Raw genomic sequence first — 25,531 nt, forward strand, 5'->3', positions numbered from 1 at the left:
TGAAGATCGGGCCGAGGAGCTAGTGCCCCTCGGTTAAGCGGATACTCAAGCAAATTGGGGCCATTTTGCACCCCTTCGCGTCAAACCGCCGCGCAGGGGTGCAAAATGGCCCCAGTAACGCTTACGGTATGTCCACCCTGAACTGCACATCACTGTTGGCAAAGCCGGCGGTTACCTGCCTATCGATCGCTTTGTAGGCAGCAGAAAACAGCATGTCGGTGGGTTTGGTGTCATACAGGGGGTACTGTTTGGAGGCTATTCCGTTGTCTACTGGTGTGCCTGTGTTGTCCTTGATGATCAAGGCCAAACCCGTAGCACCACCTGGTTCCAGAGCATACAGTGTACCGCTGGCGCCAGCGCCGCCGTAGTTCCCGGTAAAGGTCACGCGGGCATTGGCCCCTGGCAGCAGTATACAGCCACCGCCCGGTGTAAGGCGCAAGCCGAAGGCGCGGTTGGCGGCCTCGTCATCTGCTTGCTTGAATTGGGCTGTGTGCACTGTGCCCATGTAGATTCTGGAAGCAGGTAGACCTGTCGAAGGGTCGATGATTTCAATCGCACAGGTCCCGCTGCTCACCTGGCCGAAGAAGTTGATCGAGCCGCTGTTCGCAAACGCCTGTTGACTGGCCATGGCGAGCGCAAAGGCAATGACTAGAGGCTTCATGGAAATCTCCTTGATTTCTTGAGTCACAATGGCAAACGAGCCCATAGGGCTCGCTTGCAGGTGTCGGGTGGGAGTGCTCAGGGGCTGCTGGACAGCGCCTTCTGCATCACCGGAGTAGCGACCCCGTAGTCATTGATGGTGGTAAAGGTCAACTGCAAGCCACTGAGCGATTTGATCCGGGCAAGGTCATAGACCTGCTGGCCAAACGGTGGCGCCATGGCCATGGCCTGTATAGCCTCTGTCGCACCTGCAGCGCTGACTTCCAGGCGGCCGAATGTGTAATGGAAGGGTGTCGGGTTATCGACCACCAACTGGACACGTCCAGGGCCTTGACGTACGGACCATTTTAGCTCGCCGATGCGGTCGGCGGGCCGGTCAGTCAATTGGCTGGGGCGATAGAAGAGCTTGAGGCGCGTACGCAGTGCGATATTGAGGACGTTCACATCATCAGGGCTGACCTCGGGGATTTCCTGAATATTGAGGTAGAACAGTGTTTCCCTGTCATTAGGCAGCGCGTTGGGCAGGTGGTTGATCTGCACCATCTGCTCCTTGCTCGGGTCCAGACGGAACAAACCGGGAGAGGTCGCCAGCGGGACGGGTGTGTCGGTATCGTCCTTGGCGGTGTTGACCCAGCTTTGCACCGCGTAGGGGCGAGGGCTGGGGTTGGCTATCACCACCGAGGTGCTGCGTTTGTCGCTGTCGAACACGACTCGCGTGGTGTTGACGGTCAGCGCTGCCTGAGCAGTCTGCAGGGCGGCTGCCAAGTAAATACCCAATGCGAGGCGGCGCGGGTGAATCTTCATCTGACGATACCTTCTGAATAATATGAGGAAGCCTCAGGCGGTATCAGCTCGCCTGAGGCGCGTTCTCATGGAATATCGACCAGAAATTGCACATCGGTGTTAGCCGTACCGGCCGTCACGGCGGTACCTATGGATTTGTAGGCCGCAGAGAAGATCATGGTGGTAGGGTTCGTGTCATCCAGTGGGTAATCCTTGGAGGCCAGGCCGTTATCCACGGGGGTGCCGGCATTGTCCTTGATGATCAAGGCCAGGTTGTTGGCTCCGCCTGGTTCCAACGCATACAACGTACCACCTGTACCGGCGCCGCCATAGGCGGCAGTGAAGGTGACAGTGGCATTGCTACCAGGGGCAACAACGCAACCAGCGCCTGGGGTGATACGCATGCCGAAGGCGCGAGATGCCGCTTCATCGCCAACGGCGGTGAACTGCGAAACACTGACGTTGCCCATGTTGACGCGGGCTACCGGCAGGCCTGTCGACGGGTCGATGATTTCGATCGGGCACGTCCCGGCATGCACCTGGCCGTAGAAGTTGATCGAGCCAGTGTTGGCTAATGCGGCGTTGCTGGCCAGGCCAAGTGTTAAAGCCAGGAGAGTTTTTTTCATTAGGAGCTCCAGGTTAGCGTGTGTCAGGTGGATATTGGGTAAGGCTGCACAAGCATCGCTAAATGCGACGGTGCACAGCGTGCGAGTTTGCTTGTGGTTCGTATGTAGGAAAAATCTGAAGTCCGATTGGCTTGCGCTGATCTTCTCTCCCGGTTCTACGGCAGTTGTTCGATGGAAGGTGGTGCTGTTTCCATGGTCTGTTTCATAGAGCGTGAAAGGGCCGTGCGGTTGCGTCAACTGATAGAAATACCAGTTGCCAAACCGTTAAGGCCATGCACGCCGGGCAGCACAGTCGCACTGTGAGACTAAACTTTGTCTGGCACTGGTAAAAATGCCAGTTGATTCGATTCTTGTGGGGTGGGGTAATTGGCGCTCATACCAGGCAGGGGACTCTGAGGTGAAAAAAACCAAAAATAATGAAGCGACCGGGATCGGCTCTTCGTCTATGGCGCCGGAGGCGGTGTGCACAATGTTCACGAATGTATTGTGGATTAATACGCTGTGGCTAACAGACGCTAATAATGATTTTCTGATTGAGTCGTTTGTTAAGACTAGGCCGCCTGCTTTAATGGGGCGCGAGGGGGCAGAGGCGTTGCTGAGGAAGTTTTCCAAAATCGAAATTCTGTCATACGGTGACGTCAGTAACAAGTTGATTCTTCATTCATCCCAAGAATTCCTCATATTTACGAAGAGACTCTCCAACTTGGGCGCCGAACAGATCCTGCGCTTGACGGAGATCAACGGCCCCTGGGTGAGATTCTCGGTCACGTTACCAATGCGAGAGTGCTACCTGCGGTACCAGGCGCAAGGTCAAAGTATGCTGAGTTTCGAATGGACGGGTGGGGCCGACTATGGCTCCTACGACACGAATGACTCAACTGTCGAGACTGCGGCGCCTCCCGAGTATATTGAATATTATGACCAGAGAAAGAAAATTGACATTGCGATCATGCCGCGCCCTGAAAGTGCGAAGCTGCAAGATCTTTATATCTATATGATTCCAGACGAAAACCGGCGCGTCCGGCATTTCGGTTTTCTGGAGCGGCCCATTGCCTATGAAAGTTTGGTAAGCGGGGTGCAGCAACCCATCGCGCCCGCAGCAGATGCAGCCTTGTTTGGCTATTTTCCAAAAGAAAATTTTCCAGAGGTGGGGGCAGGTAGAGCACCTGTGGACAGCGCATTCATTAGCGATTTGGTGACCCCACCGGGGTCGACTGAATTGGTTGGTGTAATGGATGCCGGGGGGTCGTTATTCGGCTACAGGAGGGTCTACAAGAAGTCGTTGAAGCCCGCTGAGTCGGCTACCCCAGCCGCGACGTACAAAATTTCACCGTACTCACAAGTTTTCCATGCAGGGGATGCAAAGGAGCGGCTTGGTTTCGTCAGTCTACAAATGCCTGGTGTCAATTGGAGTGTGACGGGTGATGCAGGCGGTACCCTTGTCAAAGAGGGTAATGATCACTTCTACGTACCTGCCCTCAAGCCACCCGGTGTCGTCTTCAGTGCACCGGGAGAAACCTTGATCCCAGCCGCTACCAGGGCTAGTTTTCCCCGGGTGCCAGCACGTACAGATGTGCTGACGGCGGCGGGAGATGGGATGAGAGAGTCGGTATCTTTCGTCACGACATTCGTGTATCCGACGCATTTCATCCGATTTACCCTTGCAGGCAATGCGTTGCAACTCAACTGCTGGTATTTCAACCTCGACATGGAAGAAACCGCAGTGCCGGCCGAGGATGTTGAGTGGCACATCCTTGCAGGCAACGGTGTGGTATCGGCGCAAGGTGTGTTTACGCCTGCGTCGACAGCGCCGAGCGGTGTCACGGTGGTGATGGCTCTGGATACGCGCAATGTTGTTGAGTGGCGCTTCGCGGTGACAATCATTCCGTTGCCATTGCTGTCTGTGTACGACGCGTTGCGGCTACAGCAAGCGTGACCAGGGCTGCCCGAGGCGCATCGCCCCAAACGGATGGAGTCAGTGGGGAGGGCCGGGCTGCAGGCTCAGCACCTGTTTTTCCTGGTTCCAGTCGAACGGTTCATCGTTCTGCTCGGCTTCGTAACGGCGCTCTTCAAGACGTTGATACAGGTCCAGTTCGTCATCGGGCATGAAATGCAAGCAGTCGCCGCCAAAGAACCACAGTAGATCTCTGGGTACAAGATGAGCGATCTGCGGGTAACGCTGGATCACCTGGCAGATCAGGTCTTGCCCCAGGTATTGACTTTTCAGCGGGTTTTGCGGCAGCAGGGTCAGTAGTTCGTCGAAGCGTTCGAGGAACAGGGCGTGGCTTTCCTCGGGTACCTGCTCGGCTTCGCCCAAGGCCACCAGGATAGTACGCAGGTGGTTAAGCAGTTGCAGGTTGTAATCCAGGTGGGAATTGGCCATGGGGCGGTCCTCGGGGTGATTGAAACGAAGGCGGAGTATACGCCGGTTGGGGATGGGGAGGCAGAGCGCCCCCATCAATCAACGCACCTTGCCAGGTACTGGCAGCAATTGCTCCTTGTCGAAGGCATCCACATCGATCACTGCCCGGCGTGCCTGTTCCGCTGCGTGCAGCCGTTGCCCTTCGTCAGGCTGCAGCACACCGCTTTCGATGGCCGCATCAATCACCGACTGCCCAGGTGCCGGCCGTACCTTGCCGTCCTTGATCCCCAGGTGCAGCGCCTTGTGCAGTGGCACTGCCTCATCAAGCAAGTCGCAAGCCCGTTGCAGTGCTGCCACTGGGTCACCGTCCGCCTGTGGCCGGAAGCAGCCCGCGAGCAGCTCTTCCAGCGCTGGGTCACCCTTGCTACGCCCAATCAGCGCCGCGACCTCGGCATCCAGTTCATCGCTCGGCCCGGTATGACGACGGCCGAAGGGGAACACCAGGACCCTTAGTGCACAGCCGACAAAGCGGTTGGGGAAGTTGTCGAGTAACCTATCCAGGGCCTTTTCCGCCTGCCCCATGCTTTCTTCCATGGCCCAGCGTAGCAATGGCTGCATCTGCTCGGGCGAGCCCAAGTCGTGATAACGCTTGAGCGCCGCACTGGACAAGTACAGATAACTCAGCACATCGCCTAGCCGGGCACTCAGGCGCTCGCGGCGCTTGAGGGTGCCGCCCAGCAGCATCATCGACAGGTCCGCCAGCAATGCAAAGGCTGAGGCCTGGCGGTTCAGGGCGCGGAAGTAGCCTTGGCTGAGGGTATCGCCTGGTACGCTTTCCAGGCGGCCCAGTCCCAGATTGAACACCAGTGTGCTAGCCGCATTGCCGGCGGCGAACATGATGTGCTTCATCAACAGGTCATCGAACTCTCCTAGCGCCTGGTCGCGGTCCTCACGGTGGGCCAGAGCCATTTCCTTGAGTACGAACGGGTGGCAGCGAATGGCGCCCTGACCGAAGATCATCAGGTTGCGTGAGAGGATGTTGGCGCCCTCGACCGTGATGAAGATGGGTGCCCCTTGCCAGTTACGCCCCAGGTAGTTGTTCGGGCCCATGATGATGCCCTTACCGCCGTGCACATCCATGGCGTGCTGGATGCATTCGCGGCCGCGCTCGGTCAGGTGGTACTTGAGGATCGCCGACAGCACCGAGGGCTTCTCGCCCAGGTCTACCGCTTTGGCCGTCAGCAGGCGCGCGCTGTCCATCAGCCAGGCGTTGCCGCCGATGCGTGCCAGCGATTCCTGGATACCTTCGAATGCGGCCAGCGGCACGTTGAATTGCTCGCGGATGTTGGCGTACTGGCCGGTGACCAGGCTGGTGTACTTGGCGGCGCCGGTGCCCACGGCGGGCAGGGAGATGGAACGGCCTACCGACAGGCAGTTCATCAACATCATCCAGCCTTTGCCGAGCATGGCCTGGCCACCGATAAGGAAGCTCAGTGGCACGAACACGTCCTTGCCACTATTGGGGCCATTCATGAAGGCGGCGCCCAGCGGCAGGTGGCGTTTGCCGATGTCCACGCCGGGGGTGTCGGTAGGGATCAGCGCCAGGCTGATGCCCAGTTCTTCCTCCTCGCCCAACAGGTGGTCCGGGTCGTAGGCCTTGAATGCAAGGCCCAGCAGCGTGGCAACCGGGCCTAGGGTGATATAGCGCTTTTCCCAGTTCAGGCGCAGGCCGATGACTTCCTCGCCATGCCACTGGCCCTTGCACACCACGCCGGTGTCGGGCATGGCGCCGGCGTCTGAGCCGGCCAGAGGGCCGGTGAGTGCGAAGCAAGGAATGTCGTCGCCACGGGCCAGGCGTGGCAGGTAGTGGTCGCGTTGCTCATCGGTGCCGTAGTGCAACAGCAATTCGGCCGGGCCGAGCGAGTTGGGAACCATCACCGTGGAAGCCAGATCGCCGCTGCGGGTGGCCAGCTTCATCGCCACCTGGGAGTGTGCGTAAGCGGAAAAACCCTTGCCACCGTACTGCTTGGGGATGATCAGGGCAAAGAAGCCATTCTGTTTGATATGCGCCCAGGCCGCGGGTGGTAGGTCCATGTCCTGGCCGATCTGCCAGTCGCTGACCATGGCGCACAGTTGTTCGGTAGGGCCGTCAATGAAGGCCTGCTCTTCGTCGGTCAGCTTGGGTGCCGGGTAGGCCAGCAAGGTGCGCCAGTCGGGGCGGCCGCTGAACAGTTCGCCGTCCCACCATACGGTACCGGCGTCGATGGCTTCACGCTCGGTTTGCGACATGGGCGGCAGGGTGCGCTGGAACCAGTTGAAAACCGGGCCGGTGAACACCTTGCGGCGCCAGTCGGGCAGCGCCAACAAGGCGCCTTTGAGTGCCAGCACGAGCCAGATCAGTGCTAGCAGCCAGCCAGGAGCGCTGCTGAAAATGCCCATCAGCAGCACATAGGCGGCCATGATGCCGAGAATCTGCAAGGGTGCCAGGCGCCTGTGCGTGAGGTACGCCGCGCCTATCACCAGCACTACCAACCACAACAGCAACATAATCGGTCCTCCTTGGAACCAGGGGGCTTGAGCCGTTCCGGACAGCTTAGACGCAACGCCGGGAACGGCAGGGTCAGAACAGTGACAGGGTGTGGCAGTGGGAGTTTCAGTCCGGTGATTGCCTGTACTAGCCCTTTCGCGGGCAAGCCCGCTCCTACAGGGTGCACCGTCCCTAGATAAGCCGCGATTCTTGTAGTAGCGGGCACGCCCGCGAAAGGGCCGGTACAGGCAACAAAACTCTGGAGTAGACTGTGCAACATCCGCATTCATAAGGACGTTGCCATGCTGAAGATCTGGGGCCGCAAGAATTCGAGCAATGTGCGCAAAGCGCTGTGGATCGCCCAGGAACTGGGCCTGGACTTCGAATCGATCGACGCCGGCGGCGCCTTCGGCGTGGTCAACGAGCCGCACTACCGCGCCCGCAATCCCAATGGCCTGGTACCCATGCTTGAAGACGGTGACCTGACCCTGTGGGAGTCCAACACCATCGTCCGCTACCTGTGCGCCGAATATGGCACCGAGCAAGGTTGGTACCTGGAAGACCCGCGCCAACGCGCTTTGGCCGACAAATGGATGGACTGGGCCACCTCATCCTTCGCAGCGCCGTTCCGCCCGCTGTTCTGGGGCCTGGTGCGCACACCCGAAGACCAGCGCGACTGGGTGGCGATCAACGCTGCGCACAAGCAGTGCGCCCAGTTGCTGGCCATTGCCGACGAAACCCTGGCCACACAGCCCTATCTTTCCGGTGACCAGATCGGCATGGGCGACATCCCACTGGGTAGCTTCGTCTATGCCTGGTTCGAAATGCCCATCGAGCGCCCGGCTATGTACCACCTGGAAGCCTGGTACGAACGCCTCAAGGCCCGCCCGGCCTACCAGGCTGCAGTAATGACTGCGCTGACCTGATCGAACACTACGGCTGTTTCGATAGTCACTATCAATACACATGACTGTACTTGTGCGGCCGCGCCTTGCACCATTGGCCGCACTCACTGCGCCAGTGACCTTGTCTGGCGTGTCCTGCACCTTATTTTTCGGTAAGTGACCCGCTATGAGTTCTGCCCTGTCCATTCGACAGCTGACCAAAACCTACGGCAACGGCTTTCAGGCCCTCAAAGGCATCGACCTTGATGTCGCCGAAGGGGACTTCTTCGCCTTGCTCGGCCCCAACGGCGCCGGCAAATCCACCACCATCGGCATCCTCTCCACCTTGGTGAATAAAACCAGCGGCACGGTCAATGTGTTCGGCCACGACCTCGACCGCGAGCCCTCGGCGCTGAAGCGTTGCCTGGGCGTGGTGCCACAGGAGTTCAATTTCAACCAGTTCGAGAAGTGCTTCGACATCGTCGTGACCCAGGCTGGTTACTACGGCATCCCGCCAAAGATCGCCAAGGCGCGTGCCGAGCAGTACTTGACCCAACTGGGCCTGTGGGACAAGCGCGACGTGCCATCGCGTTCGCTGTCCGGCGGCATGAAGCGCCGGCTGATGATTGCCCGTGCGCTGATCCACGAGCCGCGTTTGCTGATTCTCGACGAGCCCACCGCCGGCGTGGACATCGAGCTGCGCCGTTCGATGTGGAGCTTCCTCACCGAGCTGAACCAGAAAGGCATCACCATCATCCTCACCACCCATTACCTGGAAGAGGCTGAGCAGCTGTGCCGTAATATCGGCATCATCGACCACGGCACCATCGTCGAGAACACCAGCATGCGCCAACTGCTGGGCAAGCTGCATGTCGAAACCTTTGTCCTCGACATCAAGCAGGGCCTGGCCACGGCGCCGGTGTTGCAGGGTTACCCGTGCCGGCTGCTGACCCCGCACACCCTGGAAGTACAGGTTGAGAAAGACATCGGCATCACCGCCCTGTTCGGCCAGTTGGCCCTGCAGAATATCGACGTGCAAAGCCTGCGCAACAAGACCAACCGACTCGAGGAGCTGTTCGTGGCCCTGGTGGAAAAAAACCTTTCGAAGGTGGCCGTATGAGCGTGGAGCTGCGTACCAACTGGGTCGCCCTGAACACCATCGTCTATCGCGAAGTGCGGCGCTTCTTGCGCATCTGGCCGCAGACCCTGTTGCCACCGGCAATCACCATGGTTCTGTATTTCGTCATTTTCGGCAACCTGATTGGCCGGCAGATTGGCGACATGGGCGGGTTCACCTACATGCAGTACATCGTGCCGGGGCTGATCATGATGTCGGTGATAACCAACTCCTATGGCAATGTGGTATCGAGCTTCTTCGGTAGCAAGTTCCAGCGCTCGATCGAAGAGCTGATGGTCTCGCCGGTATCGCCGCACACCATCCTGGTGGGTTATGTCCTAGGCGGCGTGCTGCGTGGCTTGGCGGTAGGGGTGATCGTCACCATCCTGTCGATGTTCTTCACCGACCTGCAAGTGCATCACCTGGGTGTGACTGTGGCAGTGGTACTGTTGACGGCGACCATCTTCTCCTTGCTGGGGTTCGTCAACGCGGTGTTCGCTCGCAATTTCGACGACATTTCGATCATCCCGACGTTCGTACTGACTCCGCTGACCTACCTGGGCGGCGTGTTCTACTCGATCACCCTGCTGCCACCGTTCTGGCATACCGTATCGCTGGCCAACCCTGTGCTGCACATGGTCAATTCCTTCCGCTACGGCATTTTAGGGGTGTCGGACATCAGCATCGGCACGGCGATCACGTTCATGTTGGTGGCCACTGCCGTGCTCTACCTGTTGTGCGTGCGGCTGCTGGTCAGCGGCCGGGGGATGCGTGCCTGAAACCTTGCACCGGCATTGGCGACGACGCCACTGCCGGCCTACCCACCAGCGCCAGTACATCAGGGTACTGAAATAGCCGAGCATACCCAGCAGTACGGCGCACACGATTGAACCGAGCAGGAAGGGTTGCCAGACCGTCGACAGTTGGTCAGTGATCCACTGGAAGGTCAACGTGTCAGGCAGTGCGCGTGGTGGTACCTGCATTAGCCAGGCACCGACCATGTAGGTAACGAAGAACACCGGCGGCATGGTCAGCGGGTTGGTCAGCCACACCAGGCTGACGGCGATCGGCAGATTGCCTCGCAGCGGGATGGCCAATGCAGCGGCAAGCAGCATCTGTGCGGGCATCGGGATCAATGCGGCGAACAGGCCGACGCCCATGGCTCGCGCTACCGAATGACGGTTCAGGTGCCACAGGTTAGGGTCATGCAGCAACTTGCCGAAAAAGCGTAAGGACTTGTGTTCCCGAATACTGCTCGGGTCCGGCATGAAGCGTTTGAATAGTCGGCGCGGCATGGGGGCTCCCGGGGCGTTGACCGGGGCAGTATGCCCTGATTCCCGTTCAGCCTCGTTCAGAGTTTGTGACAATTGTTGAGCAAGCAGTGCCGGCAAGTGGGCTATGCCTCAGAGGTTGATTCAGCTTCTGGAGCTCTACCTCATGCGCACAGGGATGTTGGCGCTCGCGCTCGGTCTGCTCAGTCTCTGCGTGGTACCTCAATTGCCATCGGTCGGATGGCTGCTAATGCTTGCAGCGGGCGCCGTCGTCAGTCTGTTCACCCGGGGTTGGTTATTGGGTTTGTTCCTGCTGGGCTTCTGCTGGGCCTGTTGGTCTGCCAAGCAGGCCGTGGACGATCGTCTGGCGCCAGGGCTCGATGGTCGCACCTTGTGGCTGGAAGGGCGGGTGGCCGGACTGCCGGCGCGCACTGCGCAAGGCGTGCGTTTCGAGCTTGAAGGCGCGCATTCCCGGCGTGCCGATTTGCCGCAACGCCTGCAATTGAGCTGGTTTGACGGACCACCGCTGCGTGCCGGCGAGCAGTGGCGCCTGGCCGTCACCCTGCAGCGGCCGACCGGCCTTCTAAACCCCCACGGGCCCGACCGGGAGGCGCAGCTGCTGGCACGTCGGATCGGCGCCAGCGGAGCGGTGAAAGCCGGGCAGTTACTGACGCCCGCGGCAGTCGGGTGGCGCGATGGCCTGCGCGAGCGTCTGCTGGCGGTCGAAGCCCATGGTCGGCAAGCCGCGTTGGTGGCGTTGGTGCTTGGTGATGGGACCGGCCTGGCGCGCGAAGACTGGCAGGCGCTTCAGGCCACCGGCACCGTGCACCTGCTGGTGATTTCAGGCCAGCACATTGGCCTGGTGGCGGGTCTGCTCTATGCCGTGGTCGCGTGGTTAGCCCGCTGGGGGCTATGGCCGCCCCGGCTGCCGTGGCTGCCTTGGGCCTGTGTGCTGGCCATGAGTGCAGCGCTGGCCTACGGCTGGCTGGCCGGGGCAGGGGTGCCAGTACAGCGCGCCTGTCTGATGCTGGCCGTGGTGCTGCTGTGGCGCCTGCGCTTTCGTCACCTTGGCGCGTTCCACCCCTTGTTACTTGCCTTGGTTGCCGTTTTGCTGTTCGAGCCGTTGGCGGCGCTGCTTCCAGGCTTCTGGCTGTCATTCGGCGCCGTGGCCACGCTCATCTACAGCTTCAGTGCTCGGCTAGGGGCCTGGCGACCCTGGCAGGCATGGACGCGAGCGCAGTGGGTCATCGCCGTCGGGTTGCTCCCGGTGCTGCTGGCCGTGGGCTTGCCGGTGAGCCTGAGTGCCCCGTTGGCCAACCTGGTGGCGGTGCCGTGGGTGAGCCTGGCGGTATTGCCGCTGGCGCTGTTGGGCACTTTGTTGCTGCCGCTGGGCGACGCAGGTGAGGCATTGCTGTGGCTGGCAGGCGGCCTGCTGGATGTCTTGTTTCGCGCGCTAGCACTGGTCGCCCAGCAGCGCCCGGCATGGGTGCCTCCGGCACCGCCGTTGTGGGCCTGGCTGCTGGTATGCCTGGGTGCACTGCTGCTGTTGCTGCCACGGGGTGTGCCGCTGCGTGGGTTGGGCGCGGTGATGCTTTTGGCGCTCTGGGTGCCTCGGGAGCCGGTCTCGCACGGCCAGGTCGAGGTCTGGCAGCTGGACGTGGGGCAAGGCTTGGCGGTGTTGCTACGCACCCGGCAGCACAGTCTGCTGTATGACGCCGGGCCGGCCAGGGGCGAAAGCGATCTGGGTGAGCGGGTCGTGTTGCCCACCTTGCGCAAGTTGGGGGTCGACAGCCTGGATGTGCTGCTGGTCAGTCACGCCCATGCCGATCACGCCGGCGGTGCAGGTGCGATCCAGCGCGGGCTGCCGGTCAGACGGGCGATTGGCGGTGAGCCGCTGGAAGAGGTTCAGTTACAGCCTTGCGTCAGTGGCGAGTCCTGGGAGTGGGACGGGGTTCGCTTTTCCCTGTGGCGCTGGGCGGATGCGCGCACCAGCAATGACCGCTCCTGCGTGTTGCTGGTCGAGGCGTCGGGGGAGCGGTTGCTGCTGGCCGGTGACATGGAGGCGGGGGCCGAACGTGCGTGGCTGGCTGCCATGGATTCACCACGCATCGACTGGCTGCAGTCGCCGCACCACGGTAGCCGCAGTTCGTCGACCGAAGCTTTCATCCGCGCTGCGGCCCCGCGTGGGGTACTGATTTCCCGCGGGCGCAACAACAGCTTCGGGCATCCCCATGCACAGGTGGTCGAACGCTATCGCAGGCATGGCATGACCCTGCACGACACGGCAGTGGAGGGGGCGTTGCGTCTGGTGCTCGGTGCGCAAGCCGGGGTCGAGGGTATGCGCAGCCAGCGCCGCTTCTGGCGTGACGTCAGGGGTGGTTAATGCTGATGAGCGCCTGCCGCGCCTATGGTAAAGTGGCGACCTTTTCCAGAGGGCTTCTACTGTGTGGGAATTGGTCAAGTCCGGCGGTTGGATGATGCTGCCGATCATTCTGAGTTCCATCGCCGCCATGGCTATCGTCGTCGAACGCCTGTGGACCCTGCGCGCCAGTCGCGTCAGCCCGCCCCACCTGCTGGGCCAGGTGTGGATGTGGATCAAGGACAAGCAACTGACCAGTGACAAGCTCAAGGCCCTGCGTGCCGACTCGCCCTTGGGCGAAATCCTCGCGGCGGGGCTGGCCAACTCGCGTCATGGTCGCGAAATCATGAAAGAGTGCATCGAGGAAGCCGCCTCACGCGTTATCCACGAGCTCGAGCGCTACATCGGCACGCTGGGCACCATCGCCGCCATGGCGCCGCTGCTGGGCCTGCTGGGCACCGTGCTGGGCATGATCGACATCTTCAGCGCGTTCATGGGGTCGCAGATGACCGCCAACGCCGCGGTGCTGGCGGGTGGCATTTCTAAGGCGCTGGTAACCACGGCGGCCGGGCTGATGGTGGGTATCCCGGCGGTGTTCTTCCACCGCTTTCTGCTGCGCCGTATCGACGAGCTGGTGGTCGGTATGGAGCAGGAGGCAATCAAGCTGGTGGAAGTGATTCAGGGTGACCGTGAGGTGGAAGTGGCTGGAGGCAAGGCGTGAAGTTTCGGCGCAATCGCCAGCGCGAGAATATCGACATCAACCTGGCGTCGTTGATCGACGTGGTGTTCGTGCTGTTGCTGTTCTTCGTGGTCACCACCACGTTCACCCGCGAAACCCAGCTACGCGTCGAGTTGCCCGAAGCGGCCAGCGCCGAGCGGGCACCGGGCGATGAGGGCAAGCTGGTAGAAATCACCATCAGTGCCGATGGGGTGTACTCGGTCAACAACCATCTGCTGCCCAAGAGCGATCTGGCCACCCTCAGCGAGGCCATCGAGCGTGAATCAGGTGGCGACAACAAGCTGCCCCTGGCCATCAGTGCCGATGGCAAGACCCCGCACCAGGCTGTGGTCACCGCAATGGATGCTGCCGGCAAGCTCGGCTTCAGCCAATTGCGCATGACCACCGTCGAGGCGGCCCAGAGCACACCTTGATGACACTAGCCGATCGCCTGCTTGCTGCCTGGTACACCGGCCATCCGGCACTGGCATTGCTGCGTCCGCTGGAAGCGCTGTACCGCTGGGTGGTCAAACGCAAGCGCAGGCGTTTTCTCAACGACGAGCGCGCTAGCTATCGCGCTCCGGTGCCCGTCATCGTGGTGGGAAACATCACTGTCGGCGGTACCGGCAAGACTCCTATGATTCTCTGGCTGATCGAGCACTGCCGCCAGCGGGGGTTGAGGGTGGGAGTGGTCAGCCGTGGCTATGGCGCCAAGCCGCCGCAGTTCCCTTGGCGGGTGACGGCCGATCAGGCGGCCGAACAGGCAGGCGACGAGCCGCTGTTGATCGTGCAACGTACCGGTGTGCCGCTGATGATCGATCCGGACCGCGCACGTGCGGTGCAGGCCCTGCTGGTCAGCGAACCCCTGGACTTGATTCTGTGTGACGACGGCATGCAGCACTACCGCCTGGCGCGAGACCTGGAATTGGTATTGATCGACGCAGCCCGCGGCCTGGGCAATCGCCGATGCCTACCGGCCGGCCCCTTGCGCGAGCCTGTCGAGCGTCTGAATGCGGCCGACGCAGTATTGTTCAATGGTGCAGCACTAGACAGTGCCGAGGGCTTTGGTTTTCGCCTGCAACCCAGCGCATTGGTCAACCTGCGCACGGGCGAGCGCCGTGCACTCGACCATTTTCCCGCAGGCCAGCGCCTGCATGCGGTGGCCGGCATTGGTAACCCTCAGCGTTTTTTCAATACCTTGCAGGGCCTAGGCTGGCAGCCGCTGCCGCATCCCTTTGCAGACCACGCGCAATTCAATGCCCGAAACCTTGCCTTCACACCGTCACTGCCGCTCATCATGACCGAGAAGGATGCGGTGAAGTGCCGCTCTTTTGCCGCCGAGAACTGGTGGTACCTGGCTGTAGAAGCACAACCCACGCCGGCATTTGGCACTTGGTTCGACCTGCAGTTGCAACGTTTGCTACCCAAGCCCTGATCCCGTTTTCAATTTCGGCCTTCTGGCCTAGAGGAAGCCTTCAATGGACACCAAACTGCTCGATATCCTGGCCTGCCCGATCACCAAGGGCCCGCTCAAGCTCAGCGCCGACAAGACCGAGCTGATCAGCAAGGGCGCCGGCCTTGCCTATCCCATTCGCGACGGTATCCCGGTGATGCTGGAAAGCGAGGCACGTACCCTGACCGATGATGAGCGCCTGGACAAATGAACCTGGACTTCACCGTCGTCATTCCAGCCCGTCTGCGCTCCACACGCCTGCCAGGCAAGCCCCTGCTGCCCATCGCCGGTAAACCAATGGTGCAACACGTATGGGAACAGGCGCGCAGGAGTGCCGCCAGTCGCGTTGTCATTGCAACCGACGATGCCAGTATCTTTGAGGCTTGCCAGGCATTTGGCGCTGAGGTGCTGATGACCCGCGTGGACCATGAGTCCGGCACCGACCGTCTGGCCGAAGTGGCCGTGCAGCTTGGCCTGCCCAGCGAGGCCATCGTGGTCAATGTGCAAGGTGACGAGCCGCTGATCCCGCCGGTGATCATCGACCAAGTGGCCGCCAACCTGGCGGCTAATCCGCACGCCGGTATCGCGACTTTGGCCGAGCCCATCCATGAGCCGCAAGCGGTGTTCAACCCCAACGCAGTTAAGGTAGTGAGCGACAAGAACGGCCTGGCCCTGAGCTTTAGCCGTGCGCCGCTGCCGTGGGCGCGCGATGCGTTTGCCAAAGGTCAGGAGCTGCCGCCCGGTGTGCCTTACCGCCGCCATATTGGCATGTACGCCTACCGGGTTGGTTTCCTCCATGATTTCGTCGGTTGGGGCCCATGCTGGCTGGAGCAGACCGAAGCGCTGGAGCAGCTGCGTGCGTTGTGGCACGGCGTGCGGATCCATGTGGAGGATGCCATCGAGGCACCCGCCGTGGGCGTGGACACCCCTGAAGACCTGGAGCGCGTACGGCGCTTGCTGGAGGCCTGATGCGCGTTCTGTTCGTGTGCCTGGGCAACATCTGCCGCTCGCCGACTGCCGAAGGCGTGCTGCGTCATCAACTGCAGGCCGCTGGGCTTGCCGATCAGGTGCAGGTGGCCTCGGCCGGTACGGGCCACTGGCACGTTGGCAAGGCGCCCGACGAGCGCACCCTCAAGGCCGCACTGGCACGTGGCTACGACCTGTCGGAACAGCGCGCCCAGCAGGTCAAGGTGGGGCACTTTGCCGAGTTCGACCTGGTACTGGCAATGGATCAGAGCAACCTGCGCGATTTGCGTGCTCTGCGCCCGCATGCGGCGATAGGCGAGCTCGACCTGTTTTTGCGCCGCTACGGTTCTGCGCTCGATGAAGTTCCAGACCCGTACTATGGCGGTGCCGATGGTTTCGAGCAGGTGCTCGACCTGATCGAAGCCGCCTGCCAAGCGCTGGTCGTGGAAATCAAGGGGCGGTTATGACGGGGCAATGGCAAGAGCAGGTCTCGCTCAAGCCGTACAACACGTTTGGCATCGACGTGAAAGCGCGCTACTTCAGCCAAGCCAAAGACGACCTGCAGGTGCGTCAGGCGCTGGACGCTGCGCAGCAGCAGGGTATACCCGTGCTGGTGATCGGCGGGGGAAGCAACCTGCTGCTAACCCGCGATGTCGATGCCCTGGTGCTGCACGTCTCAAGCCAGGGCCGCCACGTGGTCAGTGACGATGGTGAGCGCGTTTTGGTCGAGGCCGAGGCGGGTGAGGCCTGGCACCCGTTCGTGCAGTGGACGCTCGCGCAGGGCTTTTGCGGGCTGGAGAACCTCAGCCTGATTCCCGGCACAGTGGGTGCTGCCCCCATGCAGAACGTGGGCGCTTATGGCGTAGAGATCAAGGATGTCTTCGCCGGCCTGACCGCGTTGGACCGCAAGACGGGTGACGTCTGTGACTTCGCCTTGGCCGACTGCGCGTTCGGCTACCGTGACAGCGTGTTCAAGCGTAACCCTGGTCGCTGGCTGATCCTGCGTGTGCGCTTCGCCTTGAGTCGCACCTTGCAGGCGCGCTTGGACTACGGCCCGGTGCGTCAGCGCCTGGCCGAGCAGGGCACTACCGCGCTCACTGCGCAGGCCATCAGCGATGCCATCTGCAGCATTCGTCGTGAAAAATTGCCTGATCCGGCCGAGCTGGGTAATGCCGGGAGCTTTTTCAAGAACCCTGTGGTTGCGGCGCAGGTGTTTGAGCGTATCCGTACGCAACATCCAGGTGTCATTGCTTACCCGCAGGCCGATGGCCAGGTGAAGCTGGCAGCAGGCTGGCTGATCGAACAGGCGGGCTGGAAGGGCTATCGAGAAGGCGATGCCGGGGTGCATCGCCTGCAATCGCTGGTGCTGGTCAACTATGGCCAGGCGAGCGGGGCGCAAATGCATGCCCTGGCGCGGCGGATCCAGGTCGACATCCTTGAGCGGTTCGGGGTTGAGCTGGAGATGGAGCCCAATCTTTATTGATACTGCCTACGGCAACTTCCTAGGCGCCGTGTCCGCCGACCACGGTAAACGCCCGACCAAGAAAAAGCCCCGCCAGTTCGCACTGGCGGGGCTTTTTCATTCAGCCTTGGCTATCAACCCTGGTAGGTTTTTGGCTCGTCGGCGGTCTCTGGTGTTGGCTCGTCGGTAGCAGCGCCAGCCTGAGCGGCTTTGGCGGCAGCTTCGGCTTCACGCTTGCGGCGACGCACTTCACGTGGATCGTTTGGTGCGCGGCCGTTGGACAGCATGACGGTGGCAGGCTCTGCCGCGGCAGCTGGGGCTGGCTCAGGCTCAGGCGCAACCGTTTCAGGCGCGGCCAAAACCTCTGGCTGGGCCTCTACCGCCGGGGCAGGCTGTTCGGCAACCGGGGCGACCTCGATCACAGAGGGTGCCTGCTCGATTTCGCCGGCTTCGATGGCCGGGGCTTCTGCAGGCACTTCGGTGATCAGCGCTTCGGGTGCCTGAACGTCTGCCGGGGCTTCAACGACTGAGGTTTCGGTGGTCGCGGCTGGCTCAGCAACGGGCGCCTGTTCGATTACCGGCTGCGGGGCGACTTCGACCACTGGCACGGCCGAGGCCTCGACAAATGGCGCTGGCTCGCTGATCGGTTGCTCGACCACTGGGGCCACGGCGACCGCTTCTGCTGGAACTACAGTTTCAGCTTGCTTGGCCGGTTGAGCGATTTCGCTGCTGTCGGTTGGGGCAACAGCGGCGACTTCGGCGGTAGCGCGCTCGGCCTGCTGATTGGCCTGGGCTTCGGCGTCGGTGCTGATGTTGCTGGTTGCAACCGCAGCGGTCACCGCAATACCTGCGGCCAGCTCTGCGCCCAGCTCGGTGGCCTGGCGCTGTTGAGGCTGCTCTTCGCTGCCTTCTTCTTCGCCGTCGATCAGCTCACCGTTGGCGTTGCGCTGGCGCTCGCGACGGTTGCTGCGGCGACGCTGGCCACGCGACCGGCGGCGCGGACGCTCGCCATCGTTGCCGTCCTGCTCGTCCTGTAGCTGCTCTTCGTTCGGCAGTTGCTCTTCGGCCATTTCGGCAGCGTGTTCGGCAGCTTCCTCGGCCGCGCGTGGCTGACGTTCTTCACGAGGTTGGCGCGGGGCGCGTTCTTCCCGGGCGGCACGCTCTTCGCGAGGCGCTCGGTCTTCACGTGGTGCACGTTCTTCGCGAGGCGCGCGTTCTTCACGCGGAGCACGTTCTTCGCGAGGTGCGCGGTCTTCACGCGGAGCACGTTCCTCGCGAGGTGCGCGGTCTTCACGCGGAGCACGCTCTTCGCGAGGTGCGCGGTCTTCACGTGGAGCCCGTTCTTCGCGAGGCGCACGCTCTTCACGTGGGGTACGTTCTTCGCGAGCTACACGTTCTTCACGGGGCTGACGCTCCTCGCGTTCTACTGGCGGCGTGGCGTCCAGCGGCTCGCGCAGTTCACGCACGCGCTCTTCGCCACGGTTGCCGCGACGGTCCTCGCGAGACTGGCGTGGTGCACGCTCTTCGCGCGGGGCACGTTCTTCTCGTGGGGCACGTTCTTCACGCGCAGCACGCTCCTCGCGTGGCTGGCGATCCTCGCGCGGGGTACGTTCGGCACGTTCTTCACGCGGCTTGCGCTCTTCATCGCGGCGACCGTTGCGGTTACGGCTCTGCTGCCGTCCGTTACGGCGTTCCTCGTTACGCGGGCTGCGTTCGGTAGTCGGCTTTTCCGCAGCAGGGGCGACAGGGGCGGCAGCAGGTTCTTCCTTGCCAGCGAACAGGCTCACCAGCGACTTCACCAGGCCCTTGAACAGGCTTGCCTCCGGGGCGCTTGGGGCAGGGGCGGCGGCTGGCGCAGGCTGTGGCTCCTCGCTGGCTGGCACGGGTGCATTCGCACGGGCCGGTGCGGTTTTCACGGCGGCTTCCTGGCGAACCAGGGTGCGGGTGGCGGTTGGCTGTGGCGCTTCTTCGGTCTCGCTGGCAGCGATTTCGTAGCTGGACTGGTTGTTCAACACCTCGGGATTGTCGTCGCGCAGGCGCTGGACTTCGAAGTGTGGGGTTTCCAGGTGATCGTTTGGCAGGATGATGATGCGCGCACGGGTGCGCAGCTCGATCTTGGTGATGGAGTTGCGCTTCTCGTTGAGCAGGAAGGCGGCCACCGGGATCGGCACCTGGGCGCGGACTTCGGCAGTGCGATCCTTCAGCGCCTCTTCTTCGATCAGGCGCAGGATAGCCAGCGACAGCGATTCCACGTCACGGATGATGCCGGTGCCCGAGCAGCGCGGGCAGACGATGCCGCTGCTTTCGCCCAGCGACGGACGCAGGCGTTGACGGGACATTTCCAGCAGGCCGAAGCGCGAGATGCGGCCAACCTGCACGCGAGCGCGGTCGGCCTCAAGGCATTCACGCACACGCTCTTCCACGGCGCGCTGGTTCTTGGCAGGGGTCATGTCGATGAAGTCGATGACGATCAGGCCGCCGATGTCGCGCAGACGCAGCTGACGGGCGATTTCCTCAGCCGCTTCCAGGTTGGTCTGCAGGGCGGTTTCCTCGATGTCGCTGCCCTTGGTGGCGCGCGCCGAGTTGATGTCGATGGACACCAGCGCTTCGGTCGGATCGATCACGATCGAACCGCCCGATGGCAGCTCGACCACGCGCTGGAAAGCGGTCTCGATCTGGCTTTCGATCTGGAAGCGGTTGAACAGCGGGACGCTGTCTTCGTATAGCTTGACCTTGCTGGCGTATTGCGGCATGACCTGGCGAATGAAGGTCAGGGCTTCTTCCTGGGCATCAATGCTGTCGATCAGCACTTCGCCGATGTCCTGGCGCAGGTAGTCGCGGATGGCGCGGATGATGACGTTGCTTTCCTGGTAGATCAGGAACGGCGCGGCGCGGTCCAGCGAAGCTTCCTTGATGGCGGTCCACAGCTGCAGCAGGTAGTCCAGGTCCCACTGCATCTCTTCGCTGCTGCGGCCAAGGCCCGCGGTGCGAACGATCAGGCCCATGTCGCCTGGTACGGTCAGGCCATTGAGCGCTTCGCGCAACTCGTTGCGCTCTTCACCTTCGATGCGACGGGAAATGCCACCGGCGCGCGGGTTGTTGGGCATCAGCACCAGGTAGCGGCCGGCCAGGCTGATGAAGGTGGTGAGGGCCGCGCCTTTGTTGCCGCGCTCTTCCTTCTCGACCTGGACGATGACTTCCTGGCCTTCGCTGAGCACTTCCTTGATGTTGACGCGGCCTTCAGGGGCCTTCTTGAAGTATTCGCGGGAGATTTCTTTCAACGGCAGGAAGCCGTGACGTTCGGAGCCGAAGTCGACGAAGGCGGCTTCGAGGCTGGGTTCGATGCGAGTGATCTTGCCTTTGTAGATGTTGGCCTTTTTCTGCTCACGTGCACCGGATTCGATATCCAGGTCGTAGAGGCGTTGGCCGTCCACCAGGGCTACGCGCAACTCTTCGGGTTGAGTGGCGTTAATCAGCATTCTTTTCATGTTGTACCGTCGGTTTCCGGGCTGCCGGAAACGGCGTTCGGCACACACGACGTCTCATGGTCGGTGCCAAGGTGCGCAAAGGGTGATTAACCACCCCCGTGTCGAGCAACGTTCGGCACCAGCCGGTTGCCCAGCCTGCCGTTGTCGCGACGACGCGTCCTGTTTTGCTGCGGTGCCAACAAGGCCCCGGAGGCTTCGAATTGTTATCCGAATCAACCAAGCGGGCCTGGTGCACTCAGTCAGGAGGAGGAATCAACCTTCAGCCGTGGACGCCCAGGGGCATCTGTTCAGGACCTTATCCGCTCGCCAGCCGTACGATGGGGCTGGTGGCCGGACGCGGTGCTACACGGTCCGAGGGCTGTGCATCTCCACCCTGCACGTATCCCTGATAATTCGGGTGCTGCCGCGCGCTGAATCCGCAACGGGTTGCATTTTTCGCCAGCGCGATTCTGCGCTGGCGCCATTCATGTCCAAGGCAGGTATTTCCGAGGCATTCGCCATGGGTTGCGTGGAAGCGACGGGCGGGCAGAGGTACTGCGAAAAGAAGCGTGTAAGCAGGTTGGACACCGCACTTGTCGTTTATTTTCAGTCTTCTCTACACGGCGCTGGTGGCGATTCCAGGCAATTCGGTAAACTGGCGAACCCCCGTAGGACGGCCTCGCGTCCTGGAGAATTGCGAAGGTCAGTGACTGGCGCACAGCCTGATTCCACTGGCCTGCCGCTTATGGCGGCGTTCGCGACTATAGCAGCAATGATTAAGTGCTTCAATTCCATAAAAATTGTATGATTGCGCCATGACAACCAATACCTCTCCGACTTCCGGCGTTCAGCTGATTGAAGTCGCGCCGGAACTTGCCGGCCAGCGTATCGACAACTTTCTCATCACAGCCCTCAAGGGTGTGCCCAAGACCTTGGTCTATCGCATCCTGCGCAAGGGCGAGGTGCGGGTGAACAAGGGTCGGGTCAAGCCCGAGTACAAGATCCAGGCGGGCGATATCGTGCGGGTGCCGCCCGTGCGACTGCCTGAGCGCGACGAGCCGGCCCCGGTGGCCCAGGGGCTGCTACAGCGGCTCGAAGCTGCCATCGTTCACGAAGACAAGGCGTTGATCGTGATGAACAAGCCTGCCGGGATCGCCGTGCATGGCGGTAGCGGGCTGAGCTTCGGCGTGATCGAGGCGCTGCGTCAGTTGCGCCCCGATGCCAAGGAGCTGGAGCTGGTGCATCGCCTGGACCGGGACACCTCGGGCCTGCTGATGATTGCCAAGAAGCGCAGCATGCTGCGCCACCTGCATGCTGCACTGCGCGGGGATGGCGTGGACAAGCGCTACATGGCCCTGGTTCGCGGTCACTGGCCAACCGCGAAGAAGCAAGTCAATGCACCGCTGCTCAAGAGCAACCTGCGCTCAGGCGAGCGTATGGTCGAAGTCAATGACGAAGGTAAGGAAGCGCTGACCCTGTTCCGTGTGCTGCGCCGCTTCGGCGACTTCGCCACCCTCGTGGAGGCGCGCCCGATCACGGGCCGTACTCACCAGATTCGTGTGCATGCCCTGCATGCCGGGCACATGATCGCGGGGGACAGCAAGTATGGCGACGAGGATTTCAGTCGCGAAATCCGCGACCTGGGCGGCAAGCGGCTTTTCCTGCACGCCTACGCACTGACGGTGCCGCTTCCGGACGGTGGGGAGCTCAAGCTGGAGGCGCCCGTGGATGAAATGTGGGCCAAGACCGTGGAGCGTTTGAGTGCGCCGTGACTACACGCTGCTGATCTTCGACTGGGACGGTACCCTGGCCGACTCCGTCGGGCGCATCGTCGAGGCCATGCAGGTCGCTGCCAAGCGTGCCGGCCAAGCGCCCATTCAGGAACAGGCCATCAAGGGGATCATCGGGCTGTCGCTGGCTGAGGCGATCCACACCCTTTATCCGCACCTGACGCATGAGCAGGTGGAGCGGTTTCGTCAGCATTATGCCGATGTCTACACGGCACTCGATCAGCAGCCTTCGCCGCTGTTCGACGGCGTCGCCGAATCGCTGGCCGCCTTTCGCGCCGAGGGCTATCGAATGGCGGTGGCTACCGGCAAGGCGCGCCGCGGCCTCGACAGAGTGCTCAAGGCCAATGGCCTTGAGCGGTTTTTCGATATCACGCGTGCGGCGGATGAGACGCGCGGCAAGCCGCACCCCTTGATGCTCGAACAAATACTTGACCACTGCGGTGTCGAACCGGGTCGTGCGCTGATGGTCGGAGATTCTGCGTTCGATCTGCAGATGGCCAGCAACGCGGGGATGCACTGCGTGGCCGTGGGTTATGGCGCGATGTCACTCCAGGCGCTGGCCGAGTTCGGGCCACAGGTTTGCATCGATCACTTTGGCCAGCTGCGTCAGTGGCTGTCCGGTTTCACAGGTTCATTTTCGAGGTAGGTGAGCATGGCAGGCGAATGGAAGGCCCCCGAGGCCGAGCCCGAGGAGCGCGAGGAGCGCAAAAGTTGGAAGCTGCTGGAAAAGACCTTGCTGGCGGGTATCCAGGAGCAGCGCCGGTCGCGACGCTGGGGTATCTTTTTCAAGCTGCTGACGTTCATCTACCTCTTTGGCATCCTGGCGCTGTTCCTGCCCTGGACCGACATGGACAAGGCTGCCTCGCGCAGTGCCAGTCATACGGCCCTTGTGGAAGTGCGCGGGGTCATCGCCGACCAGGAGGCTGCCAGTGCCGACAACATCGTCAAAGGCCTGCGCGATGCCTTCAAGGATGGCAAGACCAAAGCCGTGGTCCTGCGCATCAACAGCCCGGGCGGCAGCCCTGTTCAGGCGGGCTATGTGTATGACGAGATTCGCCGCCTGCGTGCCGAGCACCCCAGCGTCAAGCTGTACGCCGTCATCACCGACCTGGGTGCGTCAGGAGCCTATTACATCGCCAGTGCGGCCGATGAGATCTATGCCGACAAGGCCAGTCTGGTCGGGTCGATCGGCGTGACGGCTGCGGGCTACGGTTTCGTAGGTGCCATGGACAAGCTCGGCGTGGAGCGCCGGCTCTATACGTCCGGTGAGCACAAGGCATTTCTCGATCCGTTCTCGCCGCAGAAGCCTGAAGAAACTCAATTCTGGCAGGGTGTGCTGGACACCACCCACAACCAGTTCATCGCCATGGTCAAGCAAGGGCGGGGCGAGCGACTCAAGGACAAGGATCACCCGGAGCTGTTCAGCGGCCTGGTCTGGTCCGGCGAGCAGGCCAAGGCGCTTGGTCTGATCGATGGCCTGGGCAGCGCCAGCTATGTGGCGCGTGAGGTGGTGGGCGAAAAGGATCTGGTTGATTTCACCGTGCAGGAATCGCCCTTTGACCGTTTCTCCAAGCGCATGGGTGCCAGCGTGGCAGAGCGCCTGGCCATGTGGATGGGTTTCCAGGGCCCGCAACTGCGCTAAGGCCAGTCGCCTTTGTGGGGGCGGTGCACGCCCCCTGGTCTGGCTACGGGACGCGCACCCCTTCCAAGGCCAGCATGTCGACGAGCCGTATCAGTGGGAGCCCCACCAGGCTGGTCGCATCGCGCCCCTCGGTGCTTTCGAACAGGCTCACGCCAAGCCCTTCGGCCTTGAAGCTTCCGGCGCAGTCGAGGGGCATTTCCGCTGCCACGTAGCGCTCGATGCGTTCACGGTCCAGCACCCGCAGCTTCACGGTAAACGGCACGCAGTCCACCTGGCACTGCCCGGTGGCGCTGTTGAGCAGCGCCACTGCGGTAAGAAACGTCACCTGTTGGCCGCTGCAGGCGAGCAATTGTTCGCAGGCTCGCTCGACCGTGTGGGGTTTGCCCAGAATGTGCTCGCCTAGCACTGCGACCTGGTCCGAGCCGATGATTAAGTGGTTAGGGTGGCTGCCTGCAAGGGCTTGGGCTTTTTGCATGGCCAGGCGCCGGACCAGGTCGATTGCAGGCTCTGCTGGCTGGCGCGTTTCGTCTATGTCAGGGCTTGCCCAGGTAAACGGAAGCTGCAAGCGCGCGAGTAGCTCGCGACGATAAAGGGAACTGGAAGCCAGTAACAGTGCAAGCATGGTAAGCTCCTGATTCGGTTGAACCCATCCTACCACGCACGATGCCACCAAATTCCTTTGACAGGGACGGGGGGCATCCCTAGAATGCTGCGCCTATGTTGAATGACCCGATTCCACCTCACGTTGACCCGCGCAAATTGGCTGATCGTGGCGTAACCCTTGGCGGTTCGCTACCACTCGCTGATTTGGAAAGACTCTGCGACCCGCTTTCCGACGATGTCGGTATGGTGCAGGCGAAGTTCGATTTTGAACGAGACGAACAGCACACTGTGGTTATCCACAGCGAGCTGGATGTCGAGGTCAAGATGGTTTGCCAGCGTTGTCTTGAGCTGGTCACCCTGCCGATCCACAGCGAGTGTACCTACGCCGTGGTGAAGGAGGGTGCGAATACCCAGTCGTTGCCGAAAGGCTATGACGTGCTGGAACTGGGCGAAGATCCTTTGGATCTGCAGGCGCTGATCGAGGAAGAGCTGTTGCTCGCCTTGCCCATCGTGCCTGCTCATCATCCGGAAGAATGCCAGCAGCCGGCGGGCGCAGACGAGCCCGACTCGAGCAAGGACGAGGTATCGCGGTCCAACCCGTTCAGTGTTTTGGCGCAGTTAAAGCGTGACCCAAACGTTTAGGAGTTAATCAATTATGGCTGTTCAGCAGAACAAAAAATCCCGCTCTGCCCGTGACATGCGTCGTTCGCACGATGCCCTGTCGGAAAACGCGCTGTCGGTAGAGAAGTCCACCGGCGAAGTGCACCTGCGCCACCACGTTTCGCCAGAAGGCGTATACCGTGGTCGCAAAGTGATCGATAAGGGCGCTGACGAGTAATCC

At 61.7% G+C, this 25,531-nt stretch carries 25 protein-coding genes; 17 read left to right on the plus strand and 8 right to left on the minus strand.

The genetic code is table 11. The features are described from left to right. Window positions 1–121 precede the first annotated feature (121 nt). The 3 genes from ACF8GB_RS08600 to ACF8GB_RS08610 all read right to left on the minus strand — a co-directional run bounded on the left by ACF8GB_RS08600 (window position 122) and on the right by ACF8GB_RS08610 (window position 2,069). Window positions 122–706, minus strand: a complete 585-nt coding sequence (locus tag ACF8GB_RS08600; protein WP_230375208.1) for a fimbrial protein — start codon at window positions 704–706, stop codon at window positions 122–124. Between the two features lie 32 nt (window positions 707–738). Further along, complete coding sequence (locus tag ACF8GB_RS08605; protein ID WP_145255140.1) at window positions 739–1,464, minus strand: molecular chaperone; 726 nt, start codon at window positions 1,462–1,464, stop codon at window positions 739–741. A gap of 65 nt (window positions 1,465–1,529) precedes the next feature. Further along, window positions 1,530–2,069, minus strand: coding sequence for a fimbrial protein (locus ACF8GB_RS08610; protein ID WP_058637715.1), 540 nt, complete (start codon window positions 2,067–2,069; stop codon window positions 1,530–1,532). Window positions 2,070–2,466: 397 nt separating this feature from the next. Between ACF8GB_RS08610 and ACF8GB_RS08615 the strand changes: the two genes are divergently transcribed. After that, entirely contained in the window at window positions 2,467–4,005 is a 1,539-nt protein-coding gene (locus ACF8GB_RS08615; protein WP_197844135.1) for a hypothetical protein, read from the plus strand. A 39-nt stretch (window positions 4,006–4,044) separates the two neighbouring features. Here the strand turns inward: ACF8GB_RS08615 and ACF8GB_RS08620 are convergent, their stop codons facing one another. Further along, window positions 4,045–4,452, minus strand: coding sequence for a PA2817 family protein (locus ACF8GB_RS08620; protein ID WP_058637713.1), 408 nt, complete (start codon window positions 4,450–4,452; stop codon window positions 4,045–4,047). A gap of 78 nt (window positions 4,453–4,530) precedes the next feature. Continuing rightward, complete coding sequence (locus ACF8GB_RS08625) at window positions 4,531–6,978, minus strand: acyl-CoA dehydrogenase (RefSeq protein ID WP_196126116.1); 2,448 nt, start codon at window positions 6,976–6,978, stop codon at window positions 4,531–4,533. A 282-nt stretch (window positions 6,979–7,260) separates the two neighbouring features. Here ACF8GB_RS08625 and ACF8GB_RS08630 point away from each other — a divergent pair, with 282 nt between their 5' ends. The 3 genes from ACF8GB_RS08630 to ACF8GB_RS08640 all read left to right on the plus strand — a co-directional run bounded on the left by ACF8GB_RS08630 (window position 7,261) and on the right by ACF8GB_RS08640 (window position 9,738). Then, complete coding sequence (locus ACF8GB_RS08630) at window positions 7,261–7,884, plus strand: glutathione S-transferase (RefSeq protein WP_392526877.1); 624 nt, start codon at window positions 7,261–7,263, stop codon at window positions 7,882–7,884. Between the two features lie 145 nt (window positions 7,885–8,029). Then, window positions 8,030–8,962, plus strand: a complete 933-nt coding sequence (locus ACF8GB_RS08635; RefSeq protein ID WP_058605758.1) for an ABC transporter ATP-binding protein — start codon at window positions 8,030–8,032, stop codon at window positions 8,960–8,962. Continuing rightward, window positions 8,959–9,738 (plus strand): ABC transporter permease, encoded by a 780-nt coding sequence (locus ACF8GB_RS08640; RefSeq protein ID WP_392526878.1) that lies wholly within the window; start codon window positions 8,959–8,961, stop codon window positions 9,736–9,738. Before ACF8GB_RS08635 ends, ACF8GB_RS08640 begins: the two co-directional genes overlap by 4 nt. Here the strand turns inward: ACF8GB_RS08640 and ACF8GB_RS08645 are convergent. Next, entirely contained in the window at window positions 9,622–10,254 is a 633-nt protein-coding gene (locus ACF8GB_RS08645; protein ID WP_145255149.1) for a DUF2062 domain-containing protein, read from the minus strand. The two genes, ACF8GB_RS08640 and ACF8GB_RS08645, sit on opposite strands and share 117 nt — an antisense overlap. 142 nt (window positions 10,255–10,396) lie before the next feature. Here ACF8GB_RS08645 and ACF8GB_RS08650 point away from each other — a divergent pair, with 142 nt between their 5' ends. The 8 genes from ACF8GB_RS08650 (at window position 10,397) to murB (ending at window position 17,209) form a co-directional block, all read left to right on the plus strand. After that, window positions 10,397–12,613 (plus strand): DNA internalization-related competence protein ComEC/Rec2, encoded by a 2,217-nt coding sequence (locus ACF8GB_RS08650; RefSeq protein WP_392526880.1) that lies wholly within the window; start codon window positions 10,397–10,399, stop codon window positions 12,611–12,613. Between the two features lie 61 nt (window positions 12,614–12,674). Then, a complete protein-coding gene (locus ACF8GB_RS08655) occupies window positions 12,675–13,310 on the plus strand; it encodes a MotA/TolQ/ExbB proton channel family protein (RefSeq protein WP_058637708.1) in 636 nt (211 codons plus the stop codon). Continuing rightward, window positions 13,307–13,741 carry a biopolymer transporter ExbD gene (locus ACF8GB_RS08660; RefSeq protein ID WP_058605755.1) on the plus strand — a complete coding sequence of 145 codons (435 nt, stop codon included), beginning with the start codon at window positions 13,307–13,309 and terminating at the stop codon, window positions 13,739–13,741. Before ACF8GB_RS08655 ends, ACF8GB_RS08660 begins: the two co-directional genes overlap by 4 nt. Further along, window positions 13,741–14,742 carry a tetraacyldisaccharide 4'-kinase gene (lpxK, locus tag ACF8GB_RS08665; RefSeq protein ID WP_078478208.1) on the plus strand — a complete coding sequence of 334 codons (1,002 nt, stop codon included), beginning with the start codon at window positions 13,741–13,743 and terminating at the stop codon, window positions 14,740–14,742. Before ACF8GB_RS08660 ends, lpxK begins: the two co-directional genes overlap by 1 nt. A 43-nt stretch (window positions 14,743–14,785) precedes the next feature. Next, on the plus strand, window positions 14,786–14,971 hold the full coding sequence (locus tag ACF8GB_RS08670) for a Trm112 family protein (protein ID WP_003247142.1): 186 nt from the start codon (window positions 14,786–14,788) through the stop codon (window positions 14,969–14,971). After that, the gene (gene kdsB / locus ACF8GB_RS08675) at window positions 14,968–15,729 is read left to right on the plus strand and encodes a 3-deoxy-manno-octulosonate cytidylyltransferase (protein WP_058637706.1); all 762 of its coding nucleotides are present in this window, start codon (window positions 14,968–14,970) and stop codon (window positions 15,727–15,729) included. Before ACF8GB_RS08670 ends, kdsB begins: the two co-directional genes overlap by 4 nt. Next, entirely contained in the window at window positions 15,729–16,193 is a 465-nt protein-coding gene (locus tag ACF8GB_RS08680; RefSeq protein ID WP_058637705.1) for a low molecular weight protein-tyrosine-phosphatase, read from the plus strand. Before kdsB ends, ACF8GB_RS08680 begins: the two co-directional genes overlap by 1 nt. Beyond that, window positions 16,190–17,209, plus strand: a complete 1,020-nt coding sequence (gene murB / locus ACF8GB_RS08685; RefSeq protein ID WP_078478210.1) for a UDP-N-acetylmuramate dehydrogenase — start codon at window positions 16,190–16,192, stop codon at window positions 17,207–17,209. Before ACF8GB_RS08680 ends, murB begins: the two co-directional genes overlap by 4 nt. Before the next feature lie 113 nt (window positions 17,210–17,322). Here the strand turns inward: murB and rne are convergent, their stop codons facing one another. Further along, window positions 17,323–20,676: a ribonuclease E gene (rne, locus tag ACF8GB_RS08690; protein WP_058637703.1), complete on the minus strand. Its 3,354-nt coding sequence runs from the start codon at window positions 20,674–20,676 to the stop codon at window positions 17,323–17,325. Window positions 20,677–21,470: 794 nt separating this feature from the next. On the opposite strand from rne, the gene rluC reads away from it, so the two are divergent. Genes rluC through ACF8GB_RS08705 form a run of 3 tightly spaced genes read left to right on the plus strand, consistent with a single transcriptional unit; the run spans window position 21,471 to window position 24,087 of the window. Then, entirely contained in the window at window positions 21,471–22,427 is a 957-nt protein-coding gene (rluC, locus tag ACF8GB_RS08695) for a 23S rRNA pseudouridine(955/2504/2580) synthase RluC (RefSeq protein WP_058605749.1), read from the plus strand. After that, on the plus strand, window positions 22,417–23,091 hold the full coding sequence (locus ACF8GB_RS08700; protein WP_145255169.1) for an HAD family hydrolase: 675 nt from the start codon (window positions 22,417–22,419) through the stop codon (window positions 23,089–23,091). The genes rluC and ACF8GB_RS08700 overlap by 11 nt, the downstream gene beginning before the upstream one ends. Before the next feature lie 6 nt (window positions 23,092–23,097). Then, entirely contained in the window at window positions 23,098–24,087 is a 990-nt protein-coding gene (locus ACF8GB_RS08705) for a S49 family peptidase (RefSeq protein WP_392526881.1), read from the plus strand. 43 nt (window positions 24,088–24,130) lie between these two features. On the opposite strand, the gene ACF8GB_RS08710 is transcribed toward ACF8GB_RS08705, so the two are convergent. Beyond that, entirely contained in the window at window positions 24,131–24,709 is a 579-nt protein-coding gene (locus ACF8GB_RS08710) for a nucleoside triphosphate pyrophosphatase (protein WP_100851117.1), read from the minus strand. A 95-nt stretch (window positions 24,710–24,804) separates the two neighbouring features. Between ACF8GB_RS08710 and ACF8GB_RS08715 the strand changes: the two genes are divergently transcribed. Then, the gene (locus tag ACF8GB_RS08715; RefSeq protein WP_058637699.1) at window positions 24,805–25,332 is read left to right on the plus strand and encodes a YceD family protein; all 528 of its coding nucleotides are present in this window, start codon (window positions 24,805–24,807) and stop codon (window positions 25,330–25,332) included. Between the two features lie 13 nt (window positions 25,333–25,345). After that, a complete protein-coding gene (rpmF, locus tag ACF8GB_RS08720) occupies window positions 25,346–25,528 on the plus strand; it encodes a 50S ribosomal protein L32 (protein WP_008096416.1) in 183 nt (60 codons plus the stop codon). The last annotated feature ends 3 nt before the right edge of the window (window positions 25,529–25,531 follow it).

Origin of the sequence: Pseudomonas sp. xss_4 (assembly GCF_043104125.1) — a bacterium.
In the GTDB taxonomy this organism is placed as follows: domain Bacteria; phylum Pseudomonadota; class Gammaproteobacteria; order Pseudomonadales; family Pseudomonadaceae; genus Aquipseudomonas; species Aquipseudomonas parafulva_B.